Below are 18,132 nucleotides of genomic sequence, written 5' to 3'. Positions count from 1 at the left end.
CGGGGCCGCTTGACCCGCGCCGGGCAACAGGGGCATCTAGCGCCCATGCCGATCTACAAGATCTTCCGCACCCCGGAATGGGAACAACTGCGCCAGGCCGGTTCCACCACCGGGGCGCCTGTCGACGTGGCCGACGGCTTCGTGCATTTCTCGGCCGCCGACCAGCTGCGCGAGACCGCCGCGAAGTGGTTTGCCGGGGCCGACGGGCTGTGGCTGCTGGCCTGCGACCCCGAGACCCTGGGCGCGGCGCTGAAATGGGAGGTGTCGCGGGGCGGCGCCCTGTTCCCGCATCTCTACCGGCCGCTGCTGATCTCGGACCTGCTCTGGTCCCGGCCCTTGCCTCTGGGCGATGCGGGACATGTCTTTCCGCCCGAGATTCCGTGAGCCTGATCGAATCCCTCGGCATGGCGGCCCTGCGGCGGATCGACCCCGAGACCGCGCACGGGCTGGCCTTGCGGGCCCTGCGGCTGGGCCTGGCCGGCCTGCCGGGGCCGGTGCGTTCCGACCGGCTGGCGCAGAGGCTGGCAGGCTTGGACCTGCCGAACCCGATCGGGCTGGCGGCGGGCTTCGACAAGAACGCGGTGGCGGTGGCGCAGTTGATGCGGGCCGGGTTCGGCTTTCTGGAGGTCGGCGCCGCGACGCCTCTGCCGCAGCCGGGCAACCCGCGCCCGCGCCTGTTCCGGCTGACCGAGGACCGCGCCGTCATCAACCGCTTCGGCTTCAACAACGACGGCGCCGAGGCCATTGCCGCCCGCCTTGCAAGGCCCCGTGCCGGCGGCATTCCGGTGGGCCTGAACCTGGGCGCCAACAAGCAGTCCGCCGACCGTTCGGCCGATTACGCCGAGGTCTTGGCGCTTTGCGGTCCGCATGTCGATTTCGCGGTGGTCAATGTCTCGTCACCGAACACCGAGCGGCTGCGCGACCTGCAGGGGCGGGCAGCGCTTTCGGCGTTGCTGCGCAAGGTGATGAGCGCCCGCGCCGAGCTTCCGCACCGGATACCCGTGTTCCTGAAGATCGCCCCCGACCTGACCGAGGACGAGCTGGCCGAACTGGTCGAGACCGCGCAATCGGCGCGGGTCGATGCGCTGGTCTGCACCAACACGACGCTCTCGCGCGAAGGTCTCAAAAGTGCAAATTCCAGCGAGGCTGGCGGTCTTTCCGGCGTGCCTCTGTTCGAAAAGTCCACCCGGGTGCTGGCCCAGGTCGCGGCACTCAGTGCCGGGCAGATGCCGCTGATCGGGGTCGGCGGGGTCGCCTCGGGAGAAGACGCCTATGTCAAGATCAAGGCCGGGGCGAGTGCGGTGCAGCTCTACACCGCGCTGGCCTATCGGGGCCTGACGCTGGCCGCCCGGATCGCCCGCGAACTGGACGCGCTGCTGGAGCGCGACGGCTTCGCGTCGGTCGCCGAAGCGGTCGGAACCGAACGCTCGGCCTGGCTGTAGAGCTCAGGCGGTCCGGGGCCCGGTCGCTTCGCGTTCCAGCCCCGGATACTTGGCCCAGAGCGTCGCCGCCCGCGCCAGGAAGCTGACCATCATCGCAGCCCAGAGACCGTGGTTTCCGAAGAACGGCACCAGTGCAGCCACCGCCGCCAGGTAGATCAGCAGCGCCAGGAGCATCATGTTGCGCATGTCGCGGGTCCGGGTCGCGCCGATGAAGATTCCGTCCAGCATCCAGGCCGCCACGCCCAGCAGCGGCGAGGCCACCATCCAGGGCAGGTAGACCCGCGCTTCGGCCCGCACCGGTTCCGCGGTGGTCATCAGGTCGATGATCGCCCCGCCCCAGAGCCAGAAGGCGGCCGACATCAGCACCACCGCCGCCAGCCCCCAGCCCGAGGTCAGCAGCGCGCCACGGCGCAGTTCCGCCCGGTTGCGCCGGCCAAGCGCCTGGCCGACGATCGCCTCGGCGGCAAAGGCAAACCCGTCCAGCGCATAGGCGGTGATCGAAAGGAACTGGACCAGGATCTGGTTCGCCGCCAGGGTCACGTCGCCGAACCGCGCGCCCAGCAGCATGAAGGACGTCAGCGTTGCCAGAAGCGCCAGCGAGCGGATCATGATGTCGATGTTCACCAGCGCCATGCGCCGCAGCCGCGCCGCATCGAAGACCCGCGCCCAGTCGCGCCATTCCGGCGTGGCAAAGGCGCCGCGCACCAGCCACAGCGCCATGGCCAGCCCCGACCATTCGGCCAGGAAGGTCGCCGCCGCGACGCCGCGGATGCCCCAGTCGAGCCCGAGCACGAACCACATGTCCAGGGCAATGTTCAGCCCGTTCATCCAGAGCTGGATCACCAGCACCGCCCGGGTCCGCTCCTGCGCGATCAGCCAGCCGGTCACCCCGAACAGCGCGATCGCCGCCGGCGCCGACCAGATCCGCAGCGCCATGTAGCTTCGGGCCAGCGACTCGACCTCGGCCGAGGCCGGAGTCACCCGGAAGGCCGCCCAGAACAAGGGCAGCTGCAGCGCGATCAGCGCCAGGCCCGCCGTGGCGCCGATCATCAACGCACGCGACAGCAGCGCCGCCACCTCGGCCCGGTCGCCGGCGCCGACCGCCTGTCCGGTCAGGCCGGTCGTGCCCATCCTGAGGAAACTGAAAATCCAGTAGACCGAGGTCAGCACCACCGCCCCGACGCCGACCGCCCCGATCGGCGCCGCGGTGCCCAGTTGCCCGATCACCCCGGTATCGACGGCACCCAGAATCGGCACCGTCGCATTCGACAGCACGATCGGCATCGCAATGTGCAACACCCGCCGGTGCGTGATCGTCTGAGTCATCGGCCCTGCCGGTCGGCCTTTCCCGCGTCGGGCATCATGAAATGCCCGGTGGCCTGGGCAAAGAGCCGGGCCCGGTTGTCCTGCCAGGCCTCGACATGGACCGAGGCATAGCGCCGGCCCGAACGGTTGATGCTGGCCCGGGCATAGGCATCGCGCGGCAGGCCCGAGCGCAGGTAATCCACCGTCAGGTCGATGGTCCGGGGCAGAACCGGGTTGCTGCCGTCCGAGCGCCCGCTCTCGACCTCTTCCCAGAGCAGCGACCAGCCCAGACCGATGATCGCGGTCACTTCCAGGAACGCCGCCGTGGCGCCCCCGTGCAGCGCCGGCAGAAGCGGATTTCCGATCAACCGGTCACTGTAGCTCATGATCGCGGTCAGTTCGTCACCGCGGCGTTCGAATTCGATGCCCATGAAACGGATGTAGGGCACCGAGGCGACCAGGGTCTTGAGCGCCTTGTCGCGCCGTTCCTTCACCACCTGAACCGGTTCCGGCCGCCGCGGGTTCATGACGTACGCTCCACGGCAAAGGCGCCGGCCGCGGTGGCGACCGGGCGGCTTTCGTCCTCGTCCAGCGCCACGGCACGGACGAAGGCGACCGAGCGGGTGATGTTGTAGCACTCGGCCCGCGCCACGATCTTCTGCCCCGGCGTCGCCGGCCGCATGTAGTCCACCCGCAGGTCCATCGTCGCGGTGCCCGCCACGCCCGCCGGGTGGAACATCACTGCCGCGCCACCACAGCTGTCGAGCAAAGCCGAAACAGCGCCGCCATGAATCACGCCGGTGGCCGGGTCACCGATCAGGTCGGGGTTCCAGGGCATCTCGACCTCGGCCTCGCCATCGCCCAGCCGGACCAGCCGCATTCCCAGGGCATGGCAATGCGGCAGCGAGTCGACGAACTTGCGCCCTGCCGCCAGCCGTGCGTCCGCCGCCTCGGCGCCGTCGTCCTCACCGGATGCCATGTGCCGCCCTGCCCTTTTGCATGTTGCAGTCAGTGCCCGGTTATTCCGCCTTGCCAAGCCCATCGCAAGTGCTATGTTCTGCAAATGAGAATTATTCGCAACAGGAATCCCCCATGACCACCAGCGCCGCCAACGCCCTGCCGCCGACCGGAGACAGCGCTGCGGCCAAGCCGCAGGGCTTTGTCGCCGAGGACCGCCTGGGACCGTTCCGCAGCCGCCGCCTGCCCTTCGCGCTGGCCTGCCTGGTTCTGGCACTGATGCCGGGGGAGCTGGGGCGGGTCACCCGCGGCCTGATGACCGATGCCTATGTGCAGGTCGCGGCCTTCGTGGCGGTGACGCTGATGCTGTTCTACGGCGCCGAGAAGCTGTTCCGCTTCGATATCGGTCAGGGGCTCAAGGGCGCCCGGCTTTGGCAGGTGCCGATCGCGGCGCTGCTGGGGGCGACACCCGGTTGCGGCGGCGCGGTGATCGTGGTGGCGGCCTATTCCTCGGGCAATGTCGGCTTTGGCGCGGTGGTGGCGACGCTGACCGCGACCATGGGCGACGCCGCCTTCCTGCTGATCGCCACCAAGCCCGAAGTCGCCCTGATCCTGCTGCCGATCCAGTTCAGCACCGGGGTCCTGTCTGGCTGGCTGGTCGATGCCTTCCACAGGAAGGACTATCGCGGCGTTGCCGGCGCAAGCTGCGACATGGCGCCCCGGATCGGGCGGGTTCGCGCCCGGGACTGGGCCTATCTGGGCTTCGTCATTCCGGGCCTGGCCCTCGGGCTGATGCAGGCGACGCAGACCGATGTCGGGTTTCTCGGCCCCTGGCCGATGATCATCGGCCTCGGCGGAACCGCGATCGGGCTGTTCACCTGGGCCACCTCGCCGCTGCAGGCGATGACCAACCCCGCCGACCGGCCGGTCACGCGGATGACCGAAGAGACGTCATTCATCGCGGTCTGGGTGATCGGCGCCTATCTGGCCTATGACTACATCGTCGCCTTCGGCGGGCTCGATCTCGAGACCCTGTTCGGCTCGGTGGCGATCCTGCTGCCGCTGGCCGGGGTGCTGGTGGGTTTCATCCCCGGATGCGGCCCGCAGGTTCTGGTCACGACGCTCTACGTCAACGGTCTGATTCCCTTCGGGGCGCTGATCGGCAACGCGATCTCGAACGATGGCGACGCGCTGTTCCCGGCCATTGCCCTGAATCCGCGCGCCGCCGTGGTCGCCACCGCCTATTCCGCAATTCCGGCCCTGATCCTGGCCTACGGGTTCCACCTCATCGCCCCGGGATTCCTGTCTCCTTTCTGACACTGTGACGTTACGTCATTTGCGCTCCGCGTCCGCCGTGCTAGCTTGTCGATCAAGATAGAGGCCCGCGAATGTCTGAAGACGAACTCAGCTTTAAGGATATGTGCGCGCAATTCGACGTGACGCCGCGGACGTTGCGCTACTACGAATACATCGAACTTCTGAAGCCCCGAAAGGATGGCCGAGCCCGCTGGTACGGGCCGCGCGAAGTGGCGCGGATGAAGCTGATCCTGCGGGGCCGTCGCTTCGGCTTTCCGCTCGAGGAAATCCGCCAGTGGCTCGAAATCTACGGGCAGGAGGGGAACGACGCCCAGATGCGCGCATGGATCGCCCGCGCCGACGAGCAGATGGTGGAATTGCGCCGGCAGCGGGACGAACTCGACCAGGCGCTGATCGACCTCAAGAAGCTGCGCGACGAGACCGCGGCCTCGCTGAAGAACCCCGACACGCCGCAGGGCTGAAATGCATGGTCGTGAGCGCCGCCGGGCGGCAATCTGCCGGCCCTGGCCCGCGTATCCGGCGCGCCCGGCCGAACCGGACAAGACCGGAAAGGCCCTCCCGCAATCACCCCGGTTTCCGCGCAAGATTATTGTGACTTCCGTTGGGTCGCCTTCTCCAAGATTTCGCGCCTGTGACACTGACGTGACGTTACGGTTACGCATGCGTCAACCTGGGTTGTCAGGCGGCGTCTCTCCCCCCATCTGCCGGCCATAACGTGTGTCACGAGTTCCCGGATGGAAGGTAAAATGACAATGACCGATGCTAACATGACGATCCGCGAGATGTGCGACGCCTTCGAGGTATCGCCGCGCACCCTGCGCTTCTACGAAGCCAAGGAATTGCTTTTCCCGATCCGCGAAGGGCAGAAGCGCTGGTTCACCAAGCGTGACCGCGCGCGGCTGAAGCTGATCCTGGAAGGCAAGCGCTTCGGATTCTCGCTGGAAGACATCCGGCAACTGCTGGACCTCTATGATCAGGGCCCGAACGGCCCCGAAATTCAGCTCGCCCAGGCCTATGAGCTGGCGCAGAAGCGGCTGGCCGAGATGAAGGCGGAACGTGACGAATTGACTGCCGCGATCAGCGCCTTGCAGGAGCGTCTTGCCTGGGCCGCCGAGCGCCTGGAGAAACGCGACCAGAACGCCGCCTGAGACGGCACGATACCGGAGAAGCCCCATGACCAGCTACACCGCCCCGACCAAAGACATGGCCTTTGTCCTGCATGAGGTCCTGGATGTCGGAAGCGGTGCCACGCCGGGCTACTCGGAACTGGAGCCATCGTTCACCGCAGCGGTGCTGGAAGAGGCGGGGAAGCTCGCCTCGCAGGTGCTGCACCCGTTGAACGCGGTGGGCGACGCACAGGGCTGCCGGCTCGACAACGGGGTGGTGCGCACCCCGGAGGGTTTCAAGGAGGCCTATGACAAGGTCTGCGAAGGCGGCTGGACCGGGCTCGACTGCGACCCGGAATTCGGCGGCCAGGGAATGCCCTATGTGCTGAACTCGGCGGTGGGCGAGATCCTCTCGGCCTCCAACATGGCCTTCAACATGTACATGGGCCTGACCCATGGCGCCTATTCGGCGATCCATGTGCATGGCTCGGAAGAGCAGAAGGCCACCTATCTGCCGAAGATGGTCACCGGTGCCTGGACGGGCACCATGAACCTGACCGAGCCGCATTGCGGCACCGATCTGGGACTGCTGCGCACCAGGGCCGAGCCGCAGGACGACGGCAGCTATCTGATCACTGGTCAGAAGATCTTCATCTCGGCCGGCGATCACGACCTGTCCGAGAACATCATACATCTGGTGCTGGCCAAGGCGCCGGGCGGAGGCGAGGGGACGCGGGGCATCTCGCTGTTCATCGTGCCGAAATTCCTGATCAACGAGGACGGCTCGCTGGGCGACCGCAACCCGGTCACGGTCGGCAAGATCGAAGAGAAGATGGGCATCCACGGCAATGCCACCTGCGTGCTGAACTATGACGGCGCCAGGGGCTGGTTGCTGGGTGACCTGCACAAGGGGATGCGGGCGATGTTCACCATGATGAACGAAGCCCGGATCGGTGTCGGCCTGCAGGGCTATGCCCAGGCCGAGGTCGCCTATCAGAACGCCCTTGCCTATGCCAAGGACCGGCTTCAGGGCCGCGCCGTCACCGGCCCGGAAAACCCCGACGGCCCGGCCGACCCGCTGATCGTCCACCCGGATATCCGCCGCAGCCTGATGGATCAGAAGAGCTTCATCGAAGGCGCCCGGGCGCTGACCTTCTGGGGTGCCACCCTGATCGACGCCGCGCATCGCTCGGGCGACAAGGAGGCCGATGCGCTGATCGGGTTGCTGACCCCGGTCATCAAGGGCTTCCAGACCGATCGCGGCTTCGAGATGTGCGTCCAGGCGCAACAGATTTATGGCGGGCACGGCTATATCGAGGAACAGGGCATGTCGCAGTTCGCCCGCGACGCCCGAATCGCCCAGATCTACGAGGGCGCCAATGGTGTCCAGGCGCTGGATCTGGTCGGCCGCAAGCTGGCCCAGGACGGCGGCAAGCCGGTGATGGCCTTCTTCGAGCTGATCAAGGGCTTCATCAAGGAGAACGAGGACAACGCCGCGCTGAAGGCCGATTTCCTCGATCCGCTGAAGGCCGGGTCCAAGGACCTGCAGGCGGCGGCGATGTATTTCATGCAGAACGGGATGAAATCGCCCAATTCGGCGCTGGCCGGCAGCTATGACTTCATGCTGATGTTCGGCCATGTCGCGCTCGGGCTGATGTGGGCCCGGATGGCCAGGGCCGCGCAGGCGGCGCTCGACGCGGGCACCGGCGACAAGGACTTCTACCAGACCAAGCTGGCCACCGGCCGCTACTACATGGCCCGGCATCTTCCGGCCACCGGCCTGCACCTGGCCAGGATCACCTCGGGCGCCGATCCGGTGATGGCCTTGGCAGCCGAGGCTTTTTAGGGGAGTGTCGCTCACGGGACCGCCCCGGATCGCAGGGCGCGGTCCGGGTGCAGCCTCGGAGGGACCAGATGCCGAAACGTTTCCGCCTGACCCGGCGATTTCCGGTCGCGATGACCGAAGACGGCTACCGTCGCCTGCGCCGCTTCGCCGCCGAAGCGGGGCTGGACGAGGGCGAGGCGCTGTCCTTCCTGTTCGAGAACTTCAATTCGGTGATCGACGAGGAGAACCTGACCGCCCGGCTCCGCCTGTTCAATTCCGAACTCGAGGCCCGCAAACGCTGAGGCCGAAACACCGGGAGGAGGAGGCGTTGCGATGACATGGATGACCGACGAGCACCGGATGCTGGCCGAGATGACCTCGGACTTCATCGCGCGGGAATGGAAACCGCATTTCGCCCGCTGGCGCGAACAGGGCGAGATGGACCGCTCGACCTGGGCGCAGGCCGGCGAACTGGGGCTGCTCTGCCCCTCGATCCCGACCGAATACGGCGGCGCCGGCGGCGATTTCGGCCATGAGGCGGTGATCCTGCTGGAAGGCTCGCGGGCCAATCTGGCGGCCTGGGGACATGGCATCCATTCCGGCATCGTGGCGCATTACATCTTGGCCTACGGCACCGAGGATCAGAAACGGCGCTGGCTGCCGAAGATGGTCAGCGGAGAACTGGTCGGCGCCCTGGCGATGACCGAACCTGGCACCGGCTCGGACGTGCAGGCGATCCGGACCCGGGCCGAGAAGGACGGCAACGGCTGGACCCTGTCCGGATCGAAGACCTTCATCACCAACGGCGCCCATGCCGATCTGATCCTGGTCGCCTGCAAGACCGACCCCGAGGCCGGGGCGCACGGCATCTCGCTGATGGTGGTGGAAACCGAGAACGCGCCCGGCTTCACCCGGGGCCGCAAGCTGGACAAGGTCGGCATGCTGGCCGCCGACACGTCCGAACTGTTCTTCGACAAGGTGCCGCTGCCGCCGGAAAACCTGCTCGGGCTGGAGCCGGGCCACGGCTTCGCCCAGATGATGAGCCAGCTGCCGCGGGAACGCCTGATCATCGGCTGCGGCGCCGTCGGCGCCATGGAAGGCGCGGTCGAGCGCACCATTGCCTATGCCAACGAGCGCGAGGCCTTCGGCGGCCCGATCATGCAGTTCCAGAACACCCGATTCCAGCTCGCCGAATGCCAGACCAAGACCACCGTGGCGCGGGCCTTTCTCGATTCCTGCATCGTCGACCTGATCGCGGGCAATCTCGGCGTCGAGAAGGCCGCGATGGCGAAATACTGGCTGACCGACACCCAGGGCGAGGTGCTGGACGCCTGCGTGCAGTTGCATGGCGGCTACGGCTTCATGCAGGAATACGAGATCGGCGGCATGTGGGCCGATGCCCGGGTTCAGCGGATCTACGGCGGCACCAACGAAATCATGAAGGAACTGATCTCGCGCAGCTTCTGGGACGCCCGCCGGCAGCGCCGCGGCTGATCGCGCCGGCAGCGGCTTTACCTTGAAAATATCCCACGGGGGTCCGGGGGTGTGAAACCCCCGCTCCCCGGCCTCGGAAAAGGACCTGACGATGACCAATGTGCTCCACTGCTTCGGTGAAAGCGGCAATGCCTACAAGGCGGCTCTGACCCTCACGCTCTGCGGCATCGACTGGACGCCGCGAAAGGTCGATTTCTTCAACGGTGCCACCCGGACACCCGAATTCCGGGCCCGGAACGTGATGGGCGAGGTGCCGGTGCTGGAAACCGGGGACGGCGAGGTCATCACCCAGTCCGGGGTGATCCAGCAATGGGCCGCCGAACAGTCGGGCAGACTGGGCGGCGAGACCCCGGCCGAGCGGCGCGAGGTGCTGCGCTGGCAGTTCTGGGACAATCACAAACTGTCGAGCCAGGCCGGGATGCTGCGCTTCCTGATGAACTTCCTGCCGCCGGAAAAGCGCCCGGCCGAGGTGATCGAATTCACCAAGGGCCGGCTTCAGGCCGCCTACAAGACCCTCGATACCGCGCTGGAAAACAGCGACTTTCTGGTTGGCCGCAGCGTCACGCTCGCAGACACCGCCTGCTGCGGTTACCTCTATTACCCGGAACCCTTCGGCTTCTCCCGCGCGGACTGGCCGAACATCGACCGGTGGCTTTCCAACCTCCAGGCTCTTGAAGGCTGGAAGCACCCCTACGACATGATGCCCGGGTCACCCGCTGATCGGGCATAAGGAGAACGACATGACCGAGGCCTATATCTATGACGCCGTGCGCACACCGCGTGGCAAGGGTCGCTCCGATGGCAGCCTGCATGAAGTCACTTCGCTGCGGCTCTCGACGCAGGTTCTGGACGCCCTGGCAGAGCGCAACGGGCTGCAGGGCCACGCCGTCGAGGACGTGATCTGGGGCAATGTCACCCAGGTGGGCGAACAGGGGGGATGCCTGGCCCGCTCGGCGGTGCTGGCCTCGCAACTGGACGAGAGCATTCCGGGCCTGTCGATCAACCGCTTCTGCGCCAGCGGGATGGAGGCGGTGAACCTCGCGGCCAACCAGATCAAGGCCGGGGTCGGCAGCGCCTATGTCGCCGGCGGGGTCGAGATGATGGGCCGGGTGCCGATGGGCAGCGACGGCGCCGCGATTGCCGTCGATCCCTCGATCGCGATGAAGACCTATTTCGTCCCGCAGGGCATCTCGGCCGACATCATCGCCACCGAATTCGGGTTCTCGCGCGACGATTGCGACGCGCTGGCGGTCGAAAGCCAGCGCCGGGCCAAGGCCGCCTGGGACGCCGGACGCTTCGACAAGACCGTCATCACGGTGCGCGACATCAACGGGCTGCCGATCCTGGACCGCGACGAACACATGCGCCCCGAGACCGACATGCAGACCCTGGGCGCGCTGAAGGCCAGCTTCAAGGAGATGGGCGAAGGCATGCCCGGCTTCGACAAGGTGGCGCTGATGAAATATCCGCATCTCGAGCGGATCAACCACGTCCACCACGCCGGCAATTCCAGCGGCATCGTCGATGGCGCGGCCGGCATCCTGATCGGCTCCAAGGCCTTTGGCGAGGCGCAGGGCCTGAAACCCCGCGCCCGCATTCGCGCCACCGCCAAGATCGGCACCGATCCGACGATCATGCTGACCGGGCCGGTCCCGGTGACCGAGAAGATCCTGGCCGACAGCGGCATGGCGATCGGCGACATCGGGCTGTTCGAGGTCAACGAAGCCTTCGCCGCGGTGGTCCTGCGCTTCATGCAGGCCTTCGATGTCGATCCCGCCAAGGTCAATGTCAACGGCGGCGCCATCGCCATGGGCCATCCGCTGGGCGCAACCGGAGCGATTATCCTGGGCACGCTGCTGGACGAAATGGAACGCAGCGATGTCGAATGCGGGTTGGCGACTCTCTGCATCGCTTCGGGCATGGGGGCCGCGACGATCCTGGAACGGGTCTAGCTGCAATGCACGTTTTGCGTGAATCCAGCTTGTATGGCGCCATGCCTTGGGGCAAGTTCCCCTCTGCTCCGGAAGAGATGCACGAATGGCATGGCGTCATACTTCGAACGCTTTCTCGAAAGGTCGCTTCGCGCATTCATGGCCGGCGAACCGACGACCCTCGCCCGGCTGGCGGCGGTACCGCTGGCGGTGCATGTCGAGGATGCGTTCCTGTTGCTGCAGAGTTTCGAGGCCGTGGTGCAGGCGCTGGAGGTTCAGCGCCGCTACCTGCGGGTTCGCCGGATCACCGACGTCAAGCTGGTCGAGACGGCGCTGGAACTGCCGCGCAAGGACCGGTTCCGGGCCTGGGTCGAGTATTCCTATCTGCGGGGCGAGCAGGTGCTGCCCGAGTCCAGCAAGGTGATCTACTACGGGCACCGCAAGGGTGGGCAGACCTTGGTCGAGATGGTGCAGTATCAGACCTTCGCGCATCCGCGGCTGAAACGGCTGATCCCGGCGAGCAACAGGGCCGGTTGACCCGCACCGGGCGGACCCGGCCATGACTGTCCTGCGACGCGGCACCGTCCCCGAGACCGACGCGGTCTCGACCTATCCCGAACCCTACAACAGGGGCCGGGGGCGGATGTTCTACGCCCCTCTCTCGGATGTCGGCGGGCTGACACAGTTCGGCGCCGCCTTCGAGAGGCTGGTGCCGGGCGGGAAGGGCTCGCAGAAACACTGGCACGAGAGGGAGGACGAGTTTCTCTACCTGATCTCGGGCCGGCTGACGGTGACCGAGGGCGAGACCGAAACGGTGATGGAACCGGGTGATGCCGCCTGCTGGAAGGCGGGCGAGCCGGTCGGCCACACGATCCGCAACGATGGCGATGTCGATGCGGTCTACCTGATCGTCGGCAGCCGCGACCCGCAGGACATCTGCCACTATCCCGGGCTCGACATGCGGCTTCAGCCGCTGGAAGGCGGCGGGCACGGCTTCGTGCATCTCGACGGAACGCCCTGGCCGGAGTTCCGGCCGAAATAACCCGGCAGCGGCCCCGCGCCGCCGCCGACTACAGATCCAACGGCCCTGCCCCGCAGAGCCAAACCGTTCAAGGAGGTCCCGATGACCGAATTCACCTATGCCGTCGATGCCGATGGCGTCGCAACGATCACCTGGGACCTGCCCGGCAAGTCCATGAACGTGATGAGCCTCGCCGGGATCTCCGAACTCGAGGCGCTGATCGACAAGGCCCATGCCGATGCGGCGGTCAAGGGGATCATCATCACCAGCGGCAAACCGGACTTTGCCGGCGGCATGGACCTGAACGTGATCGCCCAGATGAAGGACGGCGCCGGCGACGATCCGGCGGCCGGCCTGTTCGAGGGCATCATGGGCATCCACCGGCTCGAGCGGAAGATCGAGCTCGCCGGGATGGACCGCAAGACCAAGCAGGGCGGCAAGCCGACCGTGGCGGCACTGCCCGGCACCGCCCTGGGCATCGGGCTGGAAATCCCGCTGGCCTGCCACTACCGGATCGCCGCCGACAATCCGAAGGCCAAGATCGGCCTGCCGGAGATCCAGGTGGGCATCTTCCCCGGCGCCGGCGGCACCACACGGGTCAGCCGGATGCTGGGCATCCTTGCCGCAGCGCCGGTGCTGCTGGAAGGCAAGATGCTGGACCCCAAGGCCGCCAAGGCGACCGGCCTGATCGACGCGGTGGTGCCGCCCGGGGATCTGCTGGCCGAGGCCAAGGCCTGGGTGCTGGCCGCCAAGCCCGCCGATCTGGTCAAGCCCTGGGATCAGAAGGGCTGGAAGATGCCGGGCGGCGCGCCCTATCACCCGGCCGGATACATGACCTTCGTCGGCGCCAACGCCATGGTTCACGGCAAGACCATGGGCGTCTACCCCGCCGCCAAGGCGCTGCTTTCTGCCATCTACGAAGGCGCGCTGGTGCCCTTCGACACGGCGCTGAAGATCGAGGCGCGCTGGTTCACCCATGTGATGCTGGACCCGACCAGCAGCGCCATGGTCCGCTCGCTCTTCATCAACAAGCAGGCGCTGGAAAAGGGCGCGGTGCGGCCGCAATCGGTGCCGGACCAGTCGGTCAAGAAGCTCGGTGTGCTGGGCGCCGGCATGATGGGCGCCGGCATCGCCTATGTCGCGGCCAATGCCGGGATCGAGGTCGTTCTGCTCGATGCCTCGCAGGAAAGCGCAGAAAAGGGCAAGTCCTACAGCGAAACCATCCTCGACAAGGGGATTTCGCGCAGAAAAGTGACAGCTGAGAAGAAGGCCGAAGTTCTGGGCCGGATCACCCCGACCACCGATTACGCAATGCTGGCAGGGGCCGACCTGATCGTCGAAGCGGTCTTCGAAGACCCGAAGGTCAAGGCCGATGTGACGCAGAAGGCCGAGGCGGTGATCGGCGCCGACTGCATCTTCGCCACCAATACCTCGACCCTGCCGATCACCGATCTGGCCCGCGCCAGTCAGCACCCCGACCAGTTCATCGGCATCCATTTCTTCTCGCCGGTCGACAAGATGGCGCTGGTGGAGATCATCAAGGGCAAGCAGACCGGCGATCGTGCCGTGGCCAAGGCGCTCGACTTCGTGCGCCAGATCCGCAAGACCCCGATCGTGGTCAACGATGCCCGCTTCTTCTACGCCAATCGCTGCATCATCCCCTATATCAACGAAGGCGTGCGGCTGGTCGCAGAGGGTACCGAACCGGCTCTGGTCGAGAATGCGGCGCGGCTTCTGGGGATGCCCCTCGGGCCGCTGCAGCTGGTGGACGAAACCTCGATCGACCTCGGCGTCAAGATCGCCAAGGCGACCCGGGCGGCGATGGGCGATGCCTATCCCGACGGCGCGGTGGACGAGGTGCTGTTCTGGATGGCCGATCAGGGCCGGATAGGACGCAAGTCGAAATCCGGCTTCTATGCCTATGACGAGAAAGGCAAGAGGCTCGGCCTCTGGGACGGCCTGGCCGAACGCTACCCGCATGCCGATCCGCAGCCCGTGCTGACCGAGGTGCAGCACCGCCTGATCATGGCGCAGGTGCTGGAAGCGGTGCGGGCGCTGCAGGACGGGGTTCTGACCGATATCCGCGAAGGCGACGTCGGCGCGATCCTCGGCTGGGGCTTCATGCCCTGGTCGGGCGGGCCGTTCTCGTGGCTCGACCGGATCGGTGCGGCGCGGGCGGTGCAGATCTGCGAGGGGCTGGAGGCGCGCCATGGCGCCAGGTTCGCGGCGCCGGAACTGCTGCGTGACCTGGCCGGGGCGGAAGAGACCTTTTATGGCCGCTTCGCTCCCGCCCCGGCCGTGGCAGCCTGACAGGTCAGGCGGCCTTTTCGAAGGGGCGGACATCCGGTCCGCCCGTCATTGTCACCCGAGACATCCCCGAACGGCGCGGCCTGTCACCCGACCGCGCCCGGGGAAACCCGCCTCAGGCGACCCGTGCCGGCGCCGCATCGACGCAGCGCCGGTCATGGCCCTCATCCACCGCCATGCAACCGACCAGGAAGTTTGCGTCTTCCCTGGGCAGGACGGTGTAATTTCCGGTGGCCCCGTGCAGCAGGTCCGAGACCGTCACATCCGCAATCGAGGGGCAGAAGAACAGCGCCCCGGCCGAGGCGAAGACGACCTGGTCGCTGGCGAAATGCAGGGTGATCACTTCGAGCCCCGCCTTCGGCCGAACCCGCTCGATCCCGTGGAACCCTTCCAGCGCCGCCGCCGGGATCAGGGTGAAGGGGTCGCCGTAGATTTCTTCTCCGACATCGCTCTCCACCATCACCGACTGCTCGGGCAGCACCATCAGCTCCTGCGCGTTGCCCAATGCGCCGACCGGAATGTGCAACGGCCAGAACTCTCGCGGGCAGAGCTGATCGTCGGACCACAGAACGCCGCGGCCGACATGGGTCACCAGCTGCATTCCGGCGTCGAAGGTCAGCACCTTGTCCCCGGCCACCACCATCTCGACCGGGCGCCAGCCGATCCCGGTCGCCACCTTGGTTCCCGCCACCAGCCCGCTTGCCGTCCCCGACGGCGCGCTGCACAGGGCATCGGCCCCGGGGATATCGCCCGTGATCAGGCCTGCAAAGCTGCTGCCCATGTCAAAGGCGCGTTTGGCCTTGGGGTCGTTTCTGCGGATCTTGGCGGGGCCGAACATGTTCATCTCCCTCTCCGAAGCCTGTTGCCTTCTTTACGAAACTTAGCAAGCCGCTTCAGTTGGGGTGATTCGTCAGACCGGACTTGGCCGGAAAAGCGGTCAAATTGCGGCACTGATGCGTCTGCGGCAATTCATCCGGAGTCTGCCGGCGACTGGAGCCGATCCGGAAACAATAGGCCGACAATCAGAAGTTGTATCCAAATCGTGCGATGTCCTTCCCGGCCGTCGCGGCGACGATCTGCCGGGTCTCGTCGGTATAGTAAATTCGATAATCCCTGTCCCTGCTGGACTCGTTGTGGCGCGGCACCGGCCCGATCCGGAAGCCGAGATGCTCTTCGAAGGGCAGCAGATCCTCGGCCAACCGCTCGATCCGGGCAAACAGCCGGCAGCGTTCCCGGCCGCGGGAGTCGGTGACATAGCTGCCATAACTCGCCTGGCGCAGGCTGTCCTGCATCCAGGGCTCTGTCAGGAATCGGGTGAAATCATGGCGTTTCGCCAGTGCCACCGCCGGGTGCTCGAAGCCCTGCGCCCGCAGCCAGTGGTAATAGCTGACCACCCGGTCCCAGGGATTGCGCACCAGGGTCAGGACAAAATAGCGCTCCAGATCGTCCGGGGCCACCACGCCCTCGATATCGGCCAGGGTCGAATGCTTCCACAACCGACCACGCGGGGTCAGCGCCGCCAGACGCCGCCGCCGGGCCCTTGCCTTGGGCGTGTCCCCGATCAGGATGTCGTCCGCTCTTGCCCGCGCCTCCAGCGCCAGGCTCAGCGCCGTGCCGCCGGTCTTGGGGATGTGAACAAGGATGTATCGGCGCCCGGGCGAGATGATCATGGCGCCAGACTAGCAGCCCCCCCGCCGCGCCGCGAGAGTGCTTGACCCGGCCCCGCGCAAGGGGTGTGATCGCCGGGCGCAGTGGAGGAGGGTTCGATGGGCTGGATGGCGGATGAACGCGGGCTGGAGAAAACTGCGGCCAATCATGTGCCGCTGACCCCCCTGTCCCCGCTGCTCCGGGCGGCGGATGTCTATGCCGAGCGCGTGGCGCTGATCGACGGCGACAGGCGCTGGACCTATGCAGGGATGCGCGAGAGGGTCTCGCGGCTGGCCTCGGGCCTGGTCGGGCTGGGTGTCGGCCCCGGCGACGTGGTGGCGACGCTGCTTCCCAATGTCTCGGCCCAGGTCGAGGCGCATTTCGGCGTGCCGGCCTGCGCCGCGGTGCTGAACGCGATCAACACCCGGCTGGAAGAGGATACCGTCGCCTATATCCTGGAACATGGCGGCGCCCGGGCACTGCTGGTCGACAGCCAGTTCCTGGACCTGGCCGAGGCCGCCTGCGCCGGCCTCTCGCACCCGCCGAAGATCATCGAGGTCGAAGGCGACGGGCACCCTCTGTCCGGACGCCAGGACGACTACGAGGCCCTGCTGGCGGCGGCCGACCCCGGCTTTGCCTGGCTGATGCCGCAGGACGAATGGGAAAGCCTGGCGCTGAACTACACCTCGGGCACCACCGGCCGGCCGAAGGGCGTCGTCTATTCGCATCGCGGCGCCTATCTCTCGGCGGTGCAGAACCTGATCTCCTGGCGGATGCAGCTCTATCCGGTCTACCTCACCATCGTGCCGCTGTTCCATTGCAACGCCTGGACCCACCCCTGGATGGTGCCGCTGCTGGGCGGCACCATGGTCTGCTGCCGCGACGTGACCGCCAAGGCCATCTACGACGCCATCGCCGACCACGGCGTCACCCATTTCGGCGGCGCCCCGATCGTGCTGAACACGCTGATCAACGCCCCGGAAAGCGAGCGCCGCGCCTTCTCGCATACCGTCGAGGTCTTCACCGCCGGCGCCCCGCCGCCCGCCGCCACCCTGGCCGCGATCGAACCGCTCGGCTTTAACGTCACCCAGGTCTACGGCCTGACCGAGGTCTATGGCCCGGCGACCGAATGCATCTGGAAACCCGAGTGGGAGCCGGTCTCGGGCCCCGACCGTGCCGCGCTCAAGGCCCGCACCGGGGTGCTGATGCCGATGATGGAAGAGATCACCGTGCATGACGGCGCCGGCCAGGAGGTGCCGCGCGACGGCAGGACCATCGGCGAGATCGCGATGCGCGGCAATGTCACGATGAAGGGCTACTACCGAAATCCGCAGGCCACCGACGAGGCGTTCCGGGGCGGCTATTTCCGCACCGGCGACATCGCCTTTCGCCACCCCGACGGCTATATCAAGATCACCGACCGGGCCAAGGACATCATCATTTCCGGGGGCGAGAACGTGTCATCGGTCGAGGTCGAGAACGCGCTGGCGCATCACCCGGCGGTCTCGCTGGTCGCGGTGGTCGCCAGGCCGGACCCCAAATGGGGCGAGGTGCCCTGCGCCTTTGTCGAGCTGAAACCGGGCCATGACCCCGACGAGGCCGAGTTGATCGCCTTCGCGCGGGAGCGACTGGCCGGGTTCAAGACCCCGAAGGCGGTGGTCTTCGGCGAACTGCCCAAGACCTCGACCGGCAAGATCCAGAAATTCGAACTGCGCGAACGGGCCAAGCATCTCTGAGCCCGGCCCCGGCTTTACCTTGGAAATATCCCGGGGAGCGCGAG

General features: G+C 66.8%; 19 protein-coding genes. 14 read left to right on the top strand and 5 right to left on the bottom strand.

Annotation, left to right across the window (positions count from 1 at the left end; translation table 11 throughout):
- Positions 1-45: 45 nt before the first annotated feature.
- Both NUW50_RS02465 and NUW50_RS02460 read left to right on the top strand, forming a co-directional pair.
- Entirely contained in the window at positions 46-384 is a 339-nt protein-coding gene (locus NUW50_RS02465; RefSeq protein WP_258287473.1) for a DUF952 domain-containing protein, read from the top strand.
- Positions 381-1,442: a quinone-dependent dihydroorotate dehydrogenase gene (locus NUW50_RS02460; RefSeq protein ID WP_258287472.1), complete on the top strand. Its 1,062-nt coding sequence runs from the start codon at positions 381-383 to the stop codon at positions 1,440-1,442. The genes NUW50_RS02465 and NUW50_RS02460 overlap by 4 nt, the downstream gene beginning before the upstream one ends.
- Before the next feature lie 3 nt (positions 1,443-1,445).
- Here NUW50_RS02460 and NUW50_RS02455 read toward each other — a convergent pair whose 3' ends face one another.
- Genes NUW50_RS02455 through NUW50_RS02445 form a run of 3 tightly spaced genes read right to left on the bottom strand, consistent with a single transcriptional unit; the run spans position 1,446 to position 3,726 of the window.
- Positions 1,446-2,768, bottom strand: coding sequence for an MATE family efflux transporter (locus NUW50_RS02455; protein ID WP_258287471.1), 1,323 nt, complete (start codon positions 2,766-2,768; stop codon positions 1,446-1,448).
- Complete coding sequence (locus NUW50_RS02450) at positions 2,765-3,274, bottom strand: PaaI family thioesterase (RefSeq protein ID WP_258287470.1); 510 nt, start codon at positions 3,272-3,274, stop codon at positions 2,765-2,767. Before NUW50_RS02450 ends, NUW50_RS02455 begins: the two co-directional genes overlap by 4 nt.
- On the bottom strand, positions 3,271-3,726 hold the full coding sequence (locus NUW50_RS02445) for a PaaI family thioesterase (RefSeq protein WP_258287469.1): 456 nt from the start codon (positions 3,724-3,726) through the stop codon (positions 3,271-3,273). Before NUW50_RS02445 ends, NUW50_RS02450 begins: the two co-directional genes overlap by 4 nt.
- A 113-nt stretch (positions 3,727-3,839) precedes the next feature.
- On the opposite strand from NUW50_RS02445, the gene NUW50_RS02440 reads away from it, so the two are divergent.
- From NUW50_RS02440 to NUW50_RS02390, 11 genes are all read left to right on the top strand, one after another.
- Positions 3,840-5,021 (top strand): putative manganese transporter, encoded by a 1,182-nt coding sequence (locus tag NUW50_RS02440; RefSeq protein WP_258287468.1) that lies wholly within the window; start codon positions 3,840-3,842, stop codon positions 5,019-5,021.
- A 71-nt stretch (positions 5,022-5,092) separates the two neighbouring features.
- The gene (locus NUW50_RS02435; protein WP_258287467.1) at positions 5,093-5,482 is read left to right on the top strand and encodes a MerR family transcriptional regulator; all 390 of its coding nucleotides are present in this window, start codon (positions 5,093-5,095) and stop codon (positions 5,480-5,482) included.
- A gap of 291 nt (positions 5,483-5,773) precedes the next feature.
- Positions 5,774-6,169 carry a MerR family transcriptional regulator gene (locus NUW50_RS02430; RefSeq protein WP_258287466.1) on the top strand — a complete coding sequence of 132 codons (396 nt, stop codon included), beginning with the start codon at positions 5,774-5,776 and terminating at the stop codon, positions 6,167-6,169.
- Positions 6,170-6,194: 25 nt separating this feature from the next.
- Complete coding sequence (locus NUW50_RS02425) at positions 6,195-7,973, top strand: acyl-CoA dehydrogenase C-terminal domain-containing protein (RefSeq protein WP_258287465.1); 1,779 nt, start codon at positions 6,195-6,197, stop codon at positions 7,971-7,973.
- Positions 7,974-8,041: 68 nt separating this feature from the next.
- Positions 8,042-8,254 carry a hypothetical protein gene (locus NUW50_RS02420; RefSeq protein WP_258287464.1) on the top strand — a complete coding sequence of 71 codons (213 nt, stop codon included), beginning with the start codon at positions 8,042-8,044 and terminating at the stop codon, positions 8,252-8,254.
- Between the two features lie 31 nt (positions 8,255-8,285).
- On the top strand, positions 8,286-9,446 hold the full coding sequence (locus NUW50_RS02415; RefSeq protein WP_258287463.1) for an acyl-CoA dehydrogenase family protein: 1,161 nt from the start codon (positions 8,286-8,288) through the stop codon (positions 9,444-9,446).
- Between the two features lie 91 nt (positions 9,447-9,537).
- A complete protein-coding gene (locus tag NUW50_RS02410) occupies positions 9,538-10,176 on the top strand; it encodes a glutathione S-transferase family protein (protein WP_258287462.1) in 639 nt (212 codons plus the stop codon).
- Positions 10,177-10,186: 10 nt separating this feature from the next.
- Complete coding sequence (locus NUW50_RS02405; RefSeq protein ID WP_258287461.1) at positions 10,187-11,398, top strand: acetyl-CoA C-acetyltransferase; 1,212 nt, start codon at positions 10,187-10,189, stop codon at positions 11,396-11,398.
- A gap of 90 nt (positions 11,399-11,488) precedes the next feature.
- Entirely contained in the window at positions 11,489-11,914 is a 426-nt protein-coding gene (locus tag NUW50_RS02400) for a hypothetical protein (RefSeq protein ID WP_258287460.1), read from the top strand.
- A 22-nt stretch (positions 11,915-11,936) separates the two neighbouring features.
- The gene (locus tag NUW50_RS02395) at positions 11,937-12,419 is read left to right on the top strand and encodes a cupin domain-containing protein (protein WP_258287459.1); all 483 of its coding nucleotides are present in this window, start codon (positions 11,937-11,939) and stop codon (positions 12,417-12,419) included.
- A gap of 81 nt (positions 12,420-12,500) precedes the next feature.
- Complete coding sequence (locus NUW50_RS02390) at positions 12,501-14,708, top strand: 3-hydroxyacyl-CoA dehydrogenase NAD-binding domain-containing protein (protein WP_258287458.1); 2,208 nt, start codon at positions 12,501-12,503, stop codon at positions 14,706-14,708.
- 112 nt (positions 14,709-14,820) lie between these two features.
- Here the strand turns inward: NUW50_RS02390 and NUW50_RS02385 are convergent, their stop codons facing one another.
- Complete coding sequence (locus NUW50_RS02385) at positions 14,821-15,543, bottom strand: Hint domain-containing protein (protein ID WP_258287457.1); 723 nt, start codon at positions 15,541-15,543, stop codon at positions 14,821-14,823.
- Positions 15,544-15,727: 184 nt separating this feature from the next.
- Positions 15,728-16,375 (bottom strand): sulfotransferase domain-containing protein, encoded by a 648-nt coding sequence (locus NUW50_RS02380; RefSeq protein WP_258287456.1) that lies wholly within the window; start codon positions 16,373-16,375, stop codon positions 15,728-15,730.
- Between the two features lie 96 nt (positions 16,376-16,471).
- Between NUW50_RS02380 and NUW50_RS02375 the strand changes: the two genes are divergently transcribed.
- The gene (locus NUW50_RS02375; protein WP_258287455.1) at positions 16,472-18,088 is read left to right on the top strand and encodes an AMP-binding protein; all 1,617 of its coding nucleotides are present in this window, start codon (positions 16,472-16,474) and stop codon (positions 18,086-18,088) included.
- Positions 18,089-18,132 lie beyond the last annotated feature (44 nt).

This window comes from Frigidibacter sp. ROC022 (genome assembly GCF_024723735.1).
Lineage (GTDB): Bacteria > Pseudomonadota > Alphaproteobacteria > Rhodobacterales > Rhodobacteraceae > SLM-1.
Note: the sequence above shows the minus strand (reverse complement) of the source record. Positions and strands in the feature narration are given on the sequence as shown.